At 34.2% G+C, this 15,834-nt stretch carries 18 protein-coding genes; 8 read left to right on the top strand and 10 right to left on the bottom strand.

The window, feature by feature from the left end; all coding sequences use genetic code 11:
- Positions 1-5: 5 nt before the first annotated feature.
- The 5 genes from A9D35_RS17990 to A9D35_RS17970 are packed head-to-tail and all read left to right on the top strand — an operon-like array spanning position 6 to position 3,712.
- Complete coding sequence (locus A9D35_RS17990) at positions 6-200, top strand: cytochrome C oxidase subunit IV (RefSeq protein WP_066225566.1); 195 nt, start codon at positions 6-8, stop codon at positions 198-200.
- On the top strand, positions 197-1,084 hold the full coding sequence (locus A9D35_RS17985; RefSeq protein ID WP_066225564.1) for a cbb3-type cytochrome c oxidase N-terminal domain-containing protein: 888 nt from the start codon (positions 197-199) through the stop codon (positions 1,082-1,084). Before A9D35_RS17990 ends, A9D35_RS17985 begins: the two co-directional genes overlap by 4 nt.
- 30 nt (positions 1,085-1,114) lie before the next feature.
- On the top strand, positions 1,115-2,539 hold the full coding sequence (ccoG, locus tag A9D35_RS17980; protein ID WP_066225562.1) for a cytochrome c oxidase accessory protein CcoG: 1,425 nt from the start codon (positions 1,115-1,117) through the stop codon (positions 2,537-2,539).
- Between the two features lie 24 nt (positions 2,540-2,563).
- Positions 2,564-3,010: a FixH family protein gene (locus A9D35_RS17975; RefSeq protein ID WP_066225560.1), complete on the top strand. Its 447-nt coding sequence runs from the start codon at positions 2,564-2,566 to the stop codon at positions 3,008-3,010.
- Positions 3,011-3,712, top strand: coding sequence for a sulfite exporter TauE/SafE family protein (locus tag A9D35_RS17970; RefSeq protein WP_066225558.1), 702 nt, complete (start codon positions 3,011-3,013; stop codon positions 3,710-3,712). It begins immediately after the preceding gene.
- A 184-nt stretch (positions 3,713-3,896) separates the two neighbouring features.
- Here the strand turns inward: A9D35_RS17970 and A9D35_RS17965 are convergent, their stop codons facing one another.
- The 8 genes from A9D35_RS17965 to A9D35_RS17930 form a co-directional block, all read right to left on the bottom strand.
- Complete coding sequence (locus tag A9D35_RS17965) at positions 3,897-4,679, bottom strand: ABC transporter permease (RefSeq protein WP_066225556.1); 783 nt, start codon at positions 4,677-4,679, stop codon at positions 3,897-3,899.
- Positions 4,672-5,379, bottom strand: coding sequence for an ABC transporter ATP-binding protein (locus A9D35_RS17960; RefSeq protein WP_066225554.1), 708 nt, complete (start codon positions 5,377-5,379; stop codon positions 4,672-4,674). Before A9D35_RS17960 ends, A9D35_RS17965 begins: the two co-directional genes overlap by 8 nt.
- Positions 5,373-6,608: a nitrous oxide reductase family maturation protein NosD gene (locus A9D35_RS17955; protein ID WP_066225553.1), complete on the bottom strand. Its 1,236-nt coding sequence runs from the start codon at positions 6,606-6,608 to the stop codon at positions 5,373-5,375. Before A9D35_RS17955 ends, A9D35_RS17960 begins: the two co-directional genes overlap by 7 nt.
- A gap of 3 nt (positions 6,609-6,611) precedes the next feature.
- On the bottom strand, positions 6,612-7,049 hold the full coding sequence (locus tag A9D35_RS17950; protein ID WP_066225551.1) for a nitrous oxide reductase accessory protein NosL: 438 nt from the start codon (positions 7,047-7,049) through the stop codon (positions 6,612-6,614).
- A 31-nt stretch (positions 7,050-7,080) separates the two neighbouring features.
- Positions 7,081-7,701 carry a hypothetical protein gene (locus A9D35_RS17945; protein WP_066225549.1) on the bottom strand — a complete coding sequence of 207 codons (621 nt, stop codon included), beginning with the start codon at positions 7,699-7,701 and terminating at the stop codon, positions 7,081-7,083.
- Positions 7,702-7,828: 127 nt separating this feature from the next.
- Positions 7,829-9,799, bottom strand: coding sequence for a Sec-dependent nitrous-oxide reductase (gene nosZ / locus A9D35_RS17940; RefSeq protein ID WP_066225547.1), 1,971 nt, complete (start codon positions 9,797-9,799; stop codon positions 7,829-7,831).
- Between the two features lie 26 nt (positions 9,800-9,825).
- The gene (locus A9D35_RS17935) at positions 9,826-10,407 is read right to left on the bottom strand and encodes a fasciclin domain-containing protein (RefSeq protein WP_066225545.1); all 582 of its coding nucleotides are present in this window, start codon (positions 10,405-10,407) and stop codon (positions 9,826-9,828) included.
- Between the two features lie 10 nt (positions 10,408-10,417).
- Positions 10,418-10,918 (bottom strand): cytochrome c, encoded by a 501-nt coding sequence (locus tag A9D35_RS17930; RefSeq protein WP_066225542.1) that lies wholly within the window; start codon positions 10,916-10,918, stop codon positions 10,418-10,420.
- Positions 10,919-11,684: 766 nt separating this feature from the next.
- Here A9D35_RS17930 and A9D35_RS17925 point away from each other — a divergent pair.
- The 3 genes from A9D35_RS17925 (at position 11,685) to A9D35_RS17915 (ending at position 13,710) form a co-directional block, all read left to right on the top strand.
- Complete coding sequence (locus A9D35_RS17925) at positions 11,685-12,272, top strand: superoxide dismutase family protein (RefSeq protein ID WP_066225540.1); 588 nt, start codon at positions 11,685-11,687, stop codon at positions 12,270-12,272.
- A gap of 93 nt (positions 12,273-12,365) precedes the next feature.
- Positions 12,366-12,896 (top strand): RNA polymerase sigma factor, encoded by a 531-nt coding sequence (locus A9D35_RS17920; protein WP_066226240.1) that lies wholly within the window; start codon positions 12,366-12,368, stop codon positions 12,894-12,896.
- A gap of 1 nt (position 12,897) precedes the next feature.
- Positions 12,898-13,710: an anti-sigma factor gene (locus tag A9D35_RS17915; RefSeq protein ID WP_066225538.1), complete on the top strand. Its 813-nt coding sequence runs from the start codon at positions 12,898-12,900 to the stop codon at positions 13,708-13,710.
- Between the two features lie 222 nt (positions 13,711-13,932).
- On the opposite strand, the gene A9D35_RS17910 is transcribed toward A9D35_RS17915, so the two are convergent.
- Positions 13,933-15,204 (bottom strand): tetratricopeptide repeat protein, encoded by a 1,272-nt coding sequence (locus A9D35_RS17910; RefSeq protein WP_235817922.1) that lies wholly within the window; start codon positions 15,202-15,204, stop codon positions 13,933-13,935.
- Positions 15,205-15,275: 71 nt separating this feature from the next.
- Positions 15,276-15,833 carry a DUF4331 family protein gene (locus A9D35_RS17905; protein ID WP_066225537.1) on the bottom strand — a complete coding sequence of 186 codons (558 nt, stop codon included), beginning with the start codon at positions 15,831-15,833 and terminating at the stop codon, positions 15,276-15,278.
- Position 15,834: the final 1 nt, after the last annotated feature.

The following is a 15,834-nucleotide window of genomic DNA, read 5'->3' as shown; positions in this document are numbered from 1 at the left end:
GAATCATGTTAAGCTTCGTAAAAAACTATATGGATAGTATCTCGGGAATAGAAATATACCCGATACTGTCTCTATTAATATTTTTTGGCTTTTTTGTTGTACTCTTTTGGTGGGTTTTAACTGCTAAAAAAGATTATATCGATAAGGTAAGCCAAATTCCTTTTGAAAACGATAACCACCAAAACGAAACCACATTATGAGAAAATATATACCATCGTACGTTAGAATACCTGTACTCTTTTTTATCATCGCCGGGATAGTAGAATACTTTGTTGATTCTGGAAATGAGCCTGCTTTTATAAAATATCCTGTTGTTTTACTATTCTTACTTCTAGTATTAGTTGTACTTATTGCTATAGAAGCTATTGTTTCTGCGTTAGACAATGTATTGTTTCAAAGTTTAGATGAAACTGAACAAGCGAGATATATTGCTAATGCATCCAAAACACCTCGAATTGTACAATGGGCAAAAGACACGTATATTAAATTATTAGGTCAGAAACCTATAGCGCAAGAAAATGAAATCATCTTAGACCATAATTATGATGGTATTCGAGAATTAGACAATTCGCTTCCGCCATGGTGGAAATATGCGTTTTACATTTCTATAGTATTTGCTATTGTATATCTATTAAAATATGAAGTCTTTAATGGAGATTCTCAAATAGATGAATACGAAACAGAATTAGCCGAAGCTAAAATAGCCATTGCGGAATACAAAAAAACAGCAAAAGATTTAGTAGATGCCGACTCGGTAACGCTTTTAACAGATAAATCTGATTTAAGTGCTGGTAAAGCCATTTTCCAAGCTAACTGTGTGGCGTGCCATATGGCCGATGGTGGTGGTGGAATTGGTCCTAACCTTACCGATGATCATTGGATTATAGGTGGAGGTATTAAACATGTATTCCACACGATTAGCGAAGGTGGTCGTGCTGGTAAAGGTATGATTGCATGGAAACAAAGTTTAAAACCTGCCGAAATTGCTCAAGTAGCCAGTTATGTTTTAAGTTTGCAAGGTACTACTCCTGCAAACCCAAAAGAGGCTGAAGGCGAAGTGTGGGTTGATGACTCAGCTCAATAAATATTTAATAGTTTAGAACAATTATAATTTATGGAAACTCCCGATCACGAAGTCTTTCGAGATTCTATTGGAACAATAACCGAAGAAGGTAAACGGGCTTGGGTGTTTCCTAAAAAACCTAGTGGTAGGTATTACGACAAGCGTAAAATTGTTAGTTATATTCTATTAATCATTTTATTGGTTTCTCCGTTTATTAAAATTCACGGAAATCAATTTTTAATGTTTAATGTATTAGAGCGTAGATTTAATATTTTCGGATTTCCGTTCTGGCCTCAAGATTTTAAACTCTTTGTTGTTTCCTTACTTATTGGCGTGGTTTTTCTCGCCTTATTTACAGTAGCGTTCGGACGTATTTTTTGTGGATGGATTTGTCCGCAAACTATTTTTATGGAAATGGTTTTCCGAAGAATAGAATTCTGGATCGATGGCGACCGCGGAAAACAAATGCGTTTAGATCGTCAGCCTTGGAACGCAGAAAAAATAAGAAAACGACTTATAAAATGGTTTCTTTTCCTTCTCATTTCATTTATTATTGCAAATGTATTCCTTGCGTATTTAATAGGTGGAGACGAGGTTATTAGTTATATTAAAGAAGGCCCTGCCAACCACTTTAGCACCTTAATTTCATTAATAATATTTACCGCAGTATTCTACTTTGTATTTGCTTGGTTTAGAGAACAAGTGTGCATAATTGCTTGTCCGTACGGCCGACTTCAAGGTGTATTACTAGACGATAAATCTATAATTGTGGCCTACGACCATAAACGTGGTGAAGGTGAAAATGGAAGAAAAAAATTCCGTAAAAATGAAGATCGCGAAGCCCTTGGCCATGGCGATTGTATAGACTGTTTTCAATGTGTAAACGTCTGCCCTACTGGTATAGATATTAGAAATGGTACACAATTAGAATGTGTTAATTGTACCGCTTGTATAGACGAGTGTGATACCATAATGGATAGCGTAGGTTTTCCGCGTGGACTTATTAGATATGCTAGTGAAGACGAAATTGAGAAAAAGGAGAAATTTAAATTTACAGCACGTTTAAAAGGTTACAGTGCTGTTTTAATCGTTCTACTCGTGGTTTGGGGTGGTATGCTGTTTTCTAGAAATGCTTTAGAAGCTACAGTGTTAAGATTACCAGGCCAGTTATATCAACACAAAGAGAACAACATTATTAGTAACGTTTTCACCTATAAATTGATCAATAAAACTAACGACGATATTGACGATGTAACGTTTAAACTCGCGGATTATCCTGGCGAAATTAAATTAGTTTCAGCTTCAGATACTTTTGTTGTTCCTGGTCAAGGTTTGGCAGAAGGTACTTTATTTATCGAAATCAAACAATCTGATTTAAAAGGAGATAAAAACGAACTTACCCTTGAAGTTTACAGTCACGATAAATTGATTGAAACCACTACTGTTAGTTTCTTAGGACCAAGAAGCTACAAATAATTAAAAAGACTAAAGCTTATCATTATGAAAATAAATTGGGGAACAGGAATTGTTATTGCTTTTGTGTGTTTTATATCGTTTATATTATATTTTGTATATAATATGATGGTTGGCGATCGTTTTAATCACGATTTAGTAGTCGACGATTATTACAAACAAGAATTAAGCTTCCAAAATGATATTACTAAAGAACAAAATGCCAGAACACTTGAAGATGATGTTACATGGACGTCTACAGATAAAGGGATTTTAATACAGTTCCCTACGGCATTTAAAGCCTCTAATATCTCTGGAACGGTGTCCTTATATCGTCCTTCAAATAAAGCATTAGATTTTCAATTACCAATTAAGGTAGAAAATCACACTTTTCTCATCCCAAAAGACCGCCTTTTGGATGGCCGTTGGGATATGAAAGTCGATTGGAAAAATAACGACTCGAGTTATCTTTTTAAGGAATCAATAACCTATTAAATGTTTCTTTCAGCGTTTATATTTGGCCTATTAGGAAGTTTTCATTGTATTGGCATGTGTGGGCCAATCGCCTTTATGCTTCCTGTAGATCGTAGTAATACGTTGAAAAAAGTAAGCCAGATATTCACCTATCACTTTGGCCGATTATTAGCCTACAGCATTATTGGATTAATTTTCGGGTTTATTGGTAAGGGGTTATACATTTTCGGACTTCAGCAAAAGCTATCAATACTTATTGGAGTGTGTTTAATTATTGTGGTTTTATTGCCCTATAAAACCTTTAGCAAATACAATTTCTCGAAGCCCATTTTCAGTATAATTTCCAAAGTAAAAAAAGGAATGGGTGTTGCACTTCAGAAAAAAACAGCAGATACCTTTTTAACCATCGGTTTTTTAAACGGATTTCTACCTTGTGGCTTAGTGTATATGGCGGTTCTATCGTCTATCGCTACAGCTGAACCTTTACAAGGGAGCTTGTATATGTTCCTTTTCGGATTAGGTACAATTCCTTTAATGACGACAGCCATTTATTTTGGAAACCTATTGAGTAGTTTGGCAAAAAAACGAATCCAGAAACTCATTCCGGTATTTGTAATTATAATTGGAATCCTTTTTATTATTAGAGGTCTAGGCCTAGGCATTCCCTACCTCTCTCCCGCTCCAGTAAATCCTGTTATTAGTAGTGAAATAGAGTGTCATTAGTACTGCAAAGAATTTTACAGGAACGCATTTCAACTTCAATACAGCTTTACTTACTTAGGAAGACTCTAAACAGAATTCAAGATGATAACTAAAATGTGACACTAAGTCTATTCATATCTCCTCATTATAAAATAGTGTTTTCAATATCTTCTAGACCACTAAAGTTAGCAACACAATGAAACGGTTAAAAATCCTTTTTCTTAGCTTTTTGCATAATTCTTAACACAGGAACAATAACCCAAATAGTAAGCGTAATTAACGATACGATAAGCCCGTAGTTAGTTCCAAAAAATTGTTTAAATACGGCTCCAGTATATCCTAATAAAGCCGAGATATCTAACTTCAACAAAATAAGGGTTCGCGATAAATCGATCGGATTTAACATAGTACCTATAAGCGATAATTTATCTAAAGGATAGCTTTCAAAATACACTAGTGTCATTAAAAACACACCATCGTAAATAATGGCCAGAAACAGCCATAATAAAATAGCATAGCCAAAACCTTTAATTTTATTCTCGTTAGACAGCGCGATATTAAACGCTAATGCCGTAAAGATTAAGGTTAAAAAAGTTCCTGTTATTAGTAGTAAAGAAAAGTCCCAAATGGCGTTACTTTTAAACAAACCGTAGAATACAAACGGAATTCCTAATCCTAAAATTAAACTTAAGGATAGCGATAAAGCGACTCCTAAATATTGTCCCATAAATATGGAAGATCGTTTTAAGGGCTGTGCGAGTAAGAGTTCTGTAAATTCTTGGGAATTGTAATAGTACATGACTCCAAAAATAGTTCCTATTAATGGGACTAAAACAATTATAACATTCATTAAAGTTATAACTGCTTTTGAAAGGTCGTGGTTTAAAAACAAGAGCACCACCCCTAGTAACAAATAGAACGCAAAGTAAACGTAACTCCAACGGCTACGCATTAAATCGTAGAAACTATATTTTAATATTTTAAGCATTATTTTCGTTTAATATAGACGCAATAGCATGTTCAAAATCGAGCTGATTTGTCTTAGTTTTTAATTCTGAAATGCTTCCTTTAAAGTAAATCTTACCTTCTAAAAGAAATACAATTTCATCTGACATTTCTTCAACAAAACTCATAATATGAGAGGTAATGAGTATAGTTTTTCCTTTCGCCTTTTCCGATAAAATAAGTTCTTTTAAACGGATTAGCGATATTGGGTCTAAGCCAGTAGTTGGTTCGTCTAAAATAATAATAGGACTATCGAACATAAAGGCTAACACCAAATTCACTTTTTGTTTTGTTCCTCCAGAAAGGTTACCTAATTTTTTATCTAAAAAAGGTCCCAGTTTCAATAATTCTATAAGATGCAGGTCTTGATTGGTATTTTTACGTAAATCTTTTATCATTTTAATCAATTCCTTTACCTTCAAATTGCTCGGAAAATTTGCAATTTGTGGTAAATAATCAATTTCATGACGGTAATTTGGGTTCTTCTTAATGCTTTCTCCTAATACCGTTATGTTTCCTTTATCGGGAATTACCATCCCTAATATCGATTTAATTAAGGTCGTTTTTCCCGATCCGTTAGGGCCAAGCACCGCGAAGATTCCACCTTCCTTAATTTCTAAATCGATGCCTTTAAGCACGTTGTTTTTTCCAAATCTCTTATGTAGGTCTTGAATATTTACCATGTTATTTGTTGTATTGCAGGTGCGTTATCCATTAAATTATCTGGTGTAAAGACGGGTGATACTTTTTCTGAAAAATCGATAAGGTCTATAAACATGCTCCGCATTAAAATGATAGTTTCTGGAGTTCTATTTACAATATAAGAAAACAGTTTTACAGGACGATACGGTACATCGCCCACACCATCCTTATTTAAATCGTATCCGGTATAATTGCTCCAAAAATTACCTTCAAAGGTATTGTCGTTTACACGACTGTTGTAGGCGATATCGAAGGAGTTATACAAAAAGTTGTTTTGAGTAAAACTATTGGTGTAACACGCTCCGCGAACTTTAATAGCCCAACCGTTATTCATAAAATTATTATTGGTATACTTTATTCTATTAGAGCCTTCAATGTTTATACCTATGGTGTTTTTTTGAAAAGTATTACCCCTAATTTCAGAATCATTTATTTCTTTTAAAAGCATACCATAAGACGCTGGTCCCCAATTTTCTTTAAAGAGATTATTTATCATTTTAATCCGCTTAGAGAACATTACGGCTACACCGGCACCGTTATTTTCGAAGGTATTATCGATATAATCATCGTCGTTAGAAAACATGAAATGTAAACCATACCTAACATTATTAACACTTACGTTATTTTTAATCACACAGTGGTCTGAAAATTCAAGGTAAATACCATCGCGAACATGTTCTATATGATTGCGTTCTATCTCGACATTTTTACAATACCATAATTGAATACCATTTCCAGAATTATACTCTTCTACGGCGTCTCCAATTATTTTATTGTGAAATACTTTTCCGTTGTTCGATTTTTCTAGATAAATACCAAAGAACAACTTCTCTAATACTAGATTTTTAATTATAAAATGATTGCTACGTTTTACGCGAACCGCAGCAAAATCTGTTGTATAACTTGTACCAACATTAATAATGAATAATCCATCTAGAGTGACATGATTTGACGTTATAGTAAAAATTTCACCTTTAAGTTCTCCATCAATTACTGGGTAATTTTTTCCGATTATGGTTAAAGGTTTATCGACTACTATATTATGATCCTTATAAGTACCCTTTTGAATAAGAATGGTATCAAAATCCTTTGCTTGTGCAATAGCCTCTTTAATGGAAGAAATATTACAGTTGCTACATACCTCGATTTGTTGTGCATTACTGTAACACGTTATAAACATAACGACTAAACAAGCTAATTTTTTATACATTAACTACTGCTTTAAATGCTCTAAAATTTCGTTCCAAGTATATAGCGTTCCGCCTTGTTCCGATTTTACCTTTTCCGCAATGTTATGGTCTTGGAAAGCAGTTACAAAGGCTCCCATCGGACTTGGAATATTTTTACTTACCAAAAAAGTGGCTTGAGTAGCATCTATAAGAACTTCCGGTTTTGAATAATGATTTACTAAATAAAGTGCTATTTCTGAACGATTAAAATCTTCCATAAAATGAGCCATACACTCTGTAGCATCGAATTTATAGACTTTACCTTTATTTGTAACAACCTCTGCAGCGTGAATTTTATCGACTATAGTCATACTACAATAATGACAGCCTTCATTACCATAATCTATAGCTTTTGGAGACACATTACAGCCAAGAAAAAATAATAGTAAGGCTAAAACTGAATATTTTTTTAAAGTTTGCATAATTTCGATTTTTAAAAGTTTTGCAAATCGCTTATCGTTTAGATTGCATTTGAGTTGATTTTTTACCTACCCAATAGGCAATAAGTGTTAGTGTCATTCCCACAAACATTAAATATCCGCCCGTGTGTGGTAAAGAGGTTACATGAAAATTTAATAATTGTTTATGGCCTAATAATGGTGGTTTATAAGCCATTGGCGATCCATCTGGATTATAAGCTTTAATGATCGCTTTCGGATCTAAATTGCTACCATAATCTATTAACCAATTATTAAAATCGTACATCCCTAAAATACCTAAAACAGCCATTAACACAAACCATCCTAAGAAATACTTTGGACTGATTTTTTTCATAAACCCCAGAATTCCTAATAAAACACCAAGTAATGACATGCCTAAAACCACCTTTGGAAACACGGAAAACTCCCACATCTCTTCAGGTTTCGGAATTTTTTTCATGCCAATATAATGATTTAATCCGTCTAAATTTTGAATATCAAATTCAGATACCCCTCGAATACCGTCAACATAAATATTCATTCCCAGGGGATCTGGATATTGTGGGGCGCCAAGCATGATGTTCCATAATGGAAATTTAAAAAGTCCTAATAAAAGTAAGGAACCTACTATCATTATAATACCTGCTTTTTTCATAACACATACAGATTAGTTTTAGGTTAGTTATCAATTACTCTGTAAAAAAGAAAGGCGGGAGCGATAACACAACTCCCGCCTTTAGTAGGAAAATAAACCTTAAAATAAAATTCTCCTAAGCATATATTTATTCTATATCTTCACCCATAGACCATTTTAGTGGGGTATCGGCACCGGCAGCAGAAACACGAATATAGCCTTGCATCTCTTGGTGTAATGCAGAACAGAAATCTGTACAATAGAACGGCCAAACGCCTACTTGTTTAGGCTCCCAAACCGATGTTTTTGTTTGTCCAGGCATAATTAAAAGCTCTGATGTATTTTGTCCGATAACAGCGAAGCCATGAGGCACATCAAAATCTTGTTCGAGATTGGTAACATGGAAGTAAACCTTATCTCCTACTTTTATCCCCTCGATATTATCTGGTGAGAAATGACTTCTAATAGTCGTCATGTATATATGAACAGTATTACCATCGCGAACCACTTTAGTTTCGCTATCGCTTTTGGCAGCAAAAGGATGCTCGTTATCTTCTAACTTATAAATTTTCTTAGAGTTAGGAGCTACTTTAGATGCTAGAATGGCAGCAGCATAATGCGGTTCTCCGTGTGTTGGAAAATCTAATAACAATTCCATTTTATCTCCAGAAATATCATACAATTGTGCTGAATGCTCTAATTCTGGTCCCGTTGGTAAATAACGGTCCTTTGTAATTTTATTCATGGCAAACATATATTTACCAGTAGGTTTTCTAGAATTTCCTCCAGGAATTGTTAGGTGACCCACCGAGTAAAATGTTGGTTGTCTGTCTAACACCTCCCAAGTACCTAATTTCCATTTTACAACTTCCGAAGAAATAAAGAACGTAGTATAACCATTTCCTTTATCGTCAAATTCTGTATGTAATGGGCCTAAACCTGCTTGCTCTACAACACCTGCAAGAACATCTTCAAATTTCAAAATTGGAATACCGTAAGCTTCACCATCAAACTTTTTATTTTCAATAGCATCTATCATTTTAGTGAATGAATGCACGGTTAAGTTAGCAGAAAGTTTACCATTCCCTACAATGTATTGTCCAGAAGGATCTACATCACAACCGTGAGGTGATTTTGGTGTTGGTAATAAATATACCAATCCTGGTAATTCTGATGCATTTAATACACGAACTTCTTTTTTCATTGTTGATGTTGCCGTATGCGTAGCTTCATCGTAAACATTGTGTGCGTAATTCGCTGGCATTGTTTTAAATTTTCCAGCTTTAATGTATTCTTCTGCTTTTTTCCAGTTTACAGCAGCGATAAAATCTTTATCGTTTTGCGAGGCATTAACTTCTAAAAGTGTGCTTGCTTCTTCTGTATTATATGTTGAAAAGAAGAACCAACCATGAGATTCGCCACGACCTGGGTGGGCTAAATCGTAGTTAAATCCAGGCATTAAAATCTGGAAAGAAAGATCCATAGTTCCATGCTCTGGTTCTACCGATAAAAAAGATAAGGCGCCTTTAAAATTTCCTTTGTAATCTTTAATTGGCATATCGCGTTGTGGAATTGGAACAGAAAAACGTGTTCCTGCTACCACATACTCTGTATTCTCGGTTACGAAAGAAGAACTATGATTTCCTGCACTGTTAGGAATCTCAATAATCTCTGTCGTTTCAAAAGTTGTTAGATCTACTTTCGCAATTCTAGGCGTATTATTTTCGTTAATAAAAACAAAACGACCATCTGTTTCACCATTGGTTTGAGAAATGTCTGGGTGATGTGCATCTCCCCAAGGCACAAAGCCGTGAGAGGTATTCAACATTGGTTTTGTTTCTTCAGAATATCCATATCCAGAAGTTGGAAATTGAGAGAACACAGGAATTTCCTTAAACATTCTTCCCGATGGCAATCCATATACGGTTAAGTTTCCGCTATAACCTCCAGAAATAAAAGCATAATATTCGTCGTGCTGTCCTGGAGCAACATAAACTCTCTCGGCAACATTACTTGATAAGGCTCCCGATTTTCCATCAGATTTTTTAGCGTCATTACAACTTGAAAGCACCATAAACATGGCTAGAATAGCAAGAGGTAGTTTGGTAATTTTTATCATTATCGTCAATAATTTAATAGTTTGATTTATTCGGTTGGAGGTAGCAATACCTTGTCTATAACATGCACAATCCCATTCCCGGCAGGAATACTAGCTAAAATTTTAGCACCACCAATTACCGGCTCGCCGTCTACAACTTCTACCTTTACATATTGGTTGTTGGCTTGACCTAATTCTTTAAATTTCTTTAAAAAGTCTTTTGAATAATTTCCTGGTGTTACATGATACTTTAAAATATTAGCCAAAGCATCTTTATTTTCTGGCTTTAATAAGGTCTCTAAAGTGCCTTCTGGTAAAGCTGCAAAAGCTTCGTTTGTAGGGGCAAAAACCATTAACGGTCCTGCATTTACTAATACATTTTCCAGACCTGCCGCTTTAACCGCAGCAACTAAAGTGGTATGGTCTGGAGATTCCATGGCAATACTCAGTACTGTTGGTTTACCTTCGTCGTCCTTAATAAAAGCTTGACCTTGATCTGCAGTTGAATTAGATCTTGTGGCCTCGGCCGCTGAAGTTGAATTACTTACAGAGGTTTCTTTGTCATTTTTACATGACAAAAGAAACCCAAATGTTACTACAATTAAGAATGAAATTTTTAATGATTTCATAAGCCTAATATTAAAGTGTTCTGAAATATTCTAATATTGCTCTAGCTTCTTCTTCAGACAAATGTTGGTTTGCCATAGGTGCGCCATTAAATTCTATTAATAAATCTTTAGCTAACGGATCTTCTTTTACCATAACTTCCGGATTTAAAATCATATTCATTACCCACTCTGGAGTTCTAATATCTAAAACACCTTTTGGAGCTGGACCAATGAATTTTTTGTCGGTTCTATGACAAGCTGTACAATTCTTCTTGAAAATATCTGCACCACGAGTTGCCATTTCTTGATTAACTTCAGCATCTAAAGTCACAGAAGTTATTGGGCCAATCCCCTTATTCGTTAAATCGACACGTTTAGAGGCAGGAACTACTTCTTCCTTTGCTACCGGTTTTTCTGTGGCTGGAGCTTTTTTGTCGTAACTAAATTTTTCTGTTTTCTTTTCTTCTTTTCCTCCACAACTCATAATTAGAGTAGCGAATAATAAGGTTAATAGTTTTAATCCTGTCTTCATAATTAATTAAGATTTTATTAGCAAATTTAAGTGAGCTTGGGCTTAAAAAACATGACATTTATCATATTTCAGACAAAAAAGTCCTTATTAAACATAATACTTTACATTACAAAAAATTAACTGACGAAATATTAAAACTCATATTAATCCCCAAGTCCCACAAATATAAGGATTTAACCCTGCCTTTTTGGGTAATCTATGCACCAAAATATGCGTCTTACAACAATTTACAACACACCCATTTCTAGTGAAAAAACCAAGTTGTTTAACCTAAGATGAAACCTAATGTGATTTATCGTAACCTGTGCAAAGTGGATTTAGAAAATAAGTTGAATAAGAATGGAGGGTAGATTTTCTAAAAAAGCGCATAAAAAAAGGGAATTATTTTTATTATAAAAACAACTCCCTTTTCAACTAAAAATTAACTAACAAACTATAAATTCTATTTAATAACCAACCAAACTATATCATAGAATTATTTGAAAAAAAACTAACTAACTATTTATATTGTAAATGTAATCAGATAGTTAATAGCAAACAATTGATTTATTAAACTTTACATTTTATTTAACACGGATTGTTAAAGCAATCAAAACGTTTTATTTCATTTTCTTGATTTCTCACAAAAAATTAACATGAATAGCATGTTTAAAAATATTTTTTAGGTAATTCTATTTTATATAACAATTAATTAGAATGCTGTAAAATTTGAATTGGTTTAAATATTCTGTAAATTTCCAATTACAATCATTAAAAACAATTAAAAATGAAAAAAGGAACAATTTTAATAGCCGCTCTAGCATTAGTTTTTGCGACTAGTTGTAAATCTGATAAAAAAGAAACCAAAGTCGCAGATACGCCTACTCCTCCTCCTACAGAACAAAAAGCAGAACCTGTAGTTAAAAAAGTAAAAGTTGCATTAGAAGCTAAAAGCGATAGTGGTGTATCAGGAAATGCTGTATTTACCGAAGAAAACGGAACAGTAACTATGGTTGCCGTTTTTGAAGGATTAACTCCAGGGGTGCACGCGATTCATTTACACGAAAAAGCAGACTGCTCTTCACCTGATGGAAAATCGACTGGAGGACACTGGAATCCAACTGCACAAAACCATGGAAAATGGGGTGATACTGCAGGTGGATATCATAAAGGAGATATTGGTAATTTTACCGCAGACGAAAATGGTAATGGTACTATAACTTTTACTACAGATGAATGGTGTATTGGTTGCGGAGATGTAAACAAAAACATTATAGGGAAAGGTATTATTGTACACCAAGGCGAAGACGACTTTAAAACTCAACCTACAGGTGATGCTGGCGGACGTGTTAGTTGTGGTGGTATTATTGAATAATATTTCAAAAAATCAAATTATAAAAAAGCTGCCTGGTGCAGTTTTTTTTATGTCGGTTAAATGTCTTACTTTCAACAATTACAAACCAAGCCTATGCAGTTAGAAACGCTTATTGAACAATTTAAACAAAAGGACGAAAAAGCTTTTGCGTCTTTATATGAGATGTATGCCCAAAACATTCAAGGTGTTATTTACAATATTGTTCGCGATCAAGACACGGCCGAAGAAATTATGCAGGATGTTTTTATTAAAGCTTGGCACAAAGCAGATTCGTATTCTGCAGAAAAAGGACGTTTCTTTACGTGGCTTTTAAATATTGCTCGAAATGCCGCCATAGATAAAACTAGATCTAAAGCTTATAAAAATAAAAAGCAAAACCTAAATGCTCAATTTTTCGTAGATATCCTACAGCACAGCGATAACTTAAACGATAAAACCGATGCTATTGGCATTGGAAAATTTGTAAGCAAATTGGCTAAAAAATGTATAGAAGTTATAGAATTGCTTTACTTTAAGGGCTATACTCAAAAAGAAGCTTCAGAAACTTTAGACATGCCTATTGGCACTATAAAAACGAGAAATAGAAATTGTATTAACGAATTACGCGCAATGGTTTTAAACTAATATGGATATTAACACCTACATAAATTCCGGAATCTTAGAACTCTATGTTGCTGGCGCACTTTCTGATGAAGAAAATAAGGCAGTATATGCCATGATGCAAAAACATCCTGAAGTTTTAAATGAAGTGCTACACATTGAAGCGGCCATTTTAAAGTTAACTGCGGCCACTGCTCCAAAAGACAGTACATTAGATTTTAATACGATAGCTGAAAAAATTCGTCAACCAAACACGTCATCTAAAGTTGTTTCCATTCAGAAATCTAATAGCAGAACACTTTGGTTTACTTACACGGGTTGGGCAGCGGCCATTTTATTAGCTGGAGGATTATTTTGGGCTATAGAGCAGAACACAGAATTACAATCTAAAATGAATGTTGTGGAAACCGACAAACAATTTTTAGAACAACAAATTGATATTGCTAATAAAGATTTAAAAGAAGTAAAAAAATTAAATACTATTCTTAGAGATAAAAATATTTTAGCCATTCCGTTAGGAGGGCAAACCGTTTCGCCAGAATCTTACGCAAAAGTCTATTGGGATAAACATGACAATACCATTTATTTAGACGTTCAAGGTTTACCAGAACCACCGCAAGGTAAAGTATACCAAGTTTGGTCTTTAACTTTAAATCCGTTAACACCAACAAGTTTAGGAACTTTAGATGATTTCGCATCAGATGATAATAAGATTTTTACTATTGAAAACACAAATGCTTCTGAAGCCTTTGGTATTACATTAGAACCAGCTGGAGGAAGCGACTCTCCTACTCTAGAACAACTTTACACTTTAGGAACTGTAGAATCTGTATCGTAAATAATCATAAAAAAATTAAAATACTATAAGAAATCTTTAATATTAAAATTAAATGCTCAGGGTTAAAAATGTCATCTTAATTCTGAGCTTTTTTTATTCATTCGGATATCGAGTGATACAGCTATTACACAAAAAAAGGTTTGCCATAATAGCAAACCCTCTTCTCAACAAAAACCACCAAAAAACCATTTCTTTTTTAAATATTCTTAACTTGTTTTGCCACTAATGGACCCAACTCATAAGTAGCGGTAAGTAATTCTTTTTTAAATTTTTAGCCTCTTTTACATTACCATTTTCTTTATAAATTTGAGCCATATGGTATAAAATAGTAGGTTCGAAACTTTTATCTTTTACATGATTTTCAATGATATATAGTGCTTTTTTAGTCTGGCCATTTTTAAAATAACTCCAAGCCAACAAATCGTAAGCATTTGGGGTTGGTCTATTTTCAACCTCTTGTTCTGCTAATTTCAAGGCAGCATCAAAAATTTCTAAATCGTCAGTATATACTAATGTATTATATGCGTTGTACATATCTCCGTATTTATCATTTTTTACAGCTTTTAAATACGCATTCAGATAATTGGATTTAGAAACATTATCTCCCATGTACTCTGCAATTTCGGCCTTTAATAACTCGTAATCTGGAGTTTTATGAGACTGTGATATCTTGTTTAAAATACGTAAAGCTTCTGTAGGATTCTTATCGTGAGAATAGACTATCCATGCAATGCCTTTTTTCGCATAAGCATCAGACGGTTCTATAGCTAAGGTTTTTAAATAATACCGATAAGATTTTTCAACCTGCCCATCGTGACCATAAAAATCGGCTATATTAGTATATACCCATTGTTTTAACGCTATATTATTAGATGATTCGGCCATTTGCAAAGCCTTTTCCATATATGTTATTGCCGATTTTAAATCGCCTTGGTGATCTTGCCATTTTGCCAATCGAATTACATAATCGAAATCAGTAAAATCCTGAACAGCTAGCAAATATTTTTTGGCCTCCGTAGCATTTCCTAATTCTAAATGTACATCAAAAAGCATATGTTGTGTTCCTTTTAAATGTTCACCTTCCTTTTCAGCCTTTTCTAAAAGTTCTAAAGCTTCTTTAAAACGATGTTGCGAAATATAGGTTCTCGCCAAGGCTCTTAAATACGCCGAGTTTTTATAGTTCGTGCGCTGATTCGCTTCAACTAAATCACGCTCGGCTTCTACTAAATAATCTATATTTCCTGTAATTTTAAATATAGAAGATAAAGACGCTGCCTTCTTCGATAAATATGGAAACTGATTTGGATGCGCAATTAACTTATCCCTCCAAAACGCATAATCAGCTTGCACACTTGCCAGCGCCTTAGTATCTTCTACTTCTACATAGGTGTTATAGTCGCTCGATTGAGCTATTTTTTGAGTCGTTTTGGTATGATTACAGCTAAAACAAATTAGTGCTAATACCAATAAATGTATGTATTGAATTGTTTTCATGATGGTGTGTTTTGTGTTAGTAAGAAACCAATAGAACCAATCTAAATTCGTTCTATTGGCGTATTAGGTATCTACCAAGCTGAGGCTAGGTACGGAAATGAACTTAAGAACGCCTTATCGTTGGCATCTACATTGTCGTTAGATAATCCTGGATTTTCTGAAAAGTCTTCTCCTCCAAAAATTAATAACAATTCTACCGTAATAACATCATCTTGTAAAGCGCGCCCCGTTAATACATTGGTACCGTCGTAAAATGTAGTTTTTCCATCTAATGACACGGTTAACACATCGGTTGCTAAAACACTGGTAAATGTTGCCGCATCTAATCCCAATGCATTTTTATCACCGGGCATAGCATAGGCCGGACTTAAACCTTCTAAATTGGTTTGAAACATGCTTTGAAAAGCGGCTCCTTGTTTAGACGGAATAGTAACATTGAATTGATCTTTGGCCGAAGGCGACACAAAAACCGTGTTTACTGCTGGGCGCCCCATTTGATCGGCTTGCATGTAGATTCCAGAAAAATCAGGACCCGATTCATCTACCATCATATTATCGTCGTCGTTAGAACAGTTAAAAGAAAGTATTGAAACCCCTACTGCTACAATTAAATATTTTAAAGTTTTCATA

Origin of the sequence: Formosa haliotis, assembly GCF_001685485.1 — a bacterium.
Classification (GTDB): domain Bacteria; phylum Bacteroidota; class Bacteroidia; order Flavobacteriales; family Flavobacteriaceae; genus Formosa; species Formosa haliotis.
Note: the sequence above shows the minus strand (reverse complement) of the source record. Positions and strands in the feature narration are given on the sequence as shown.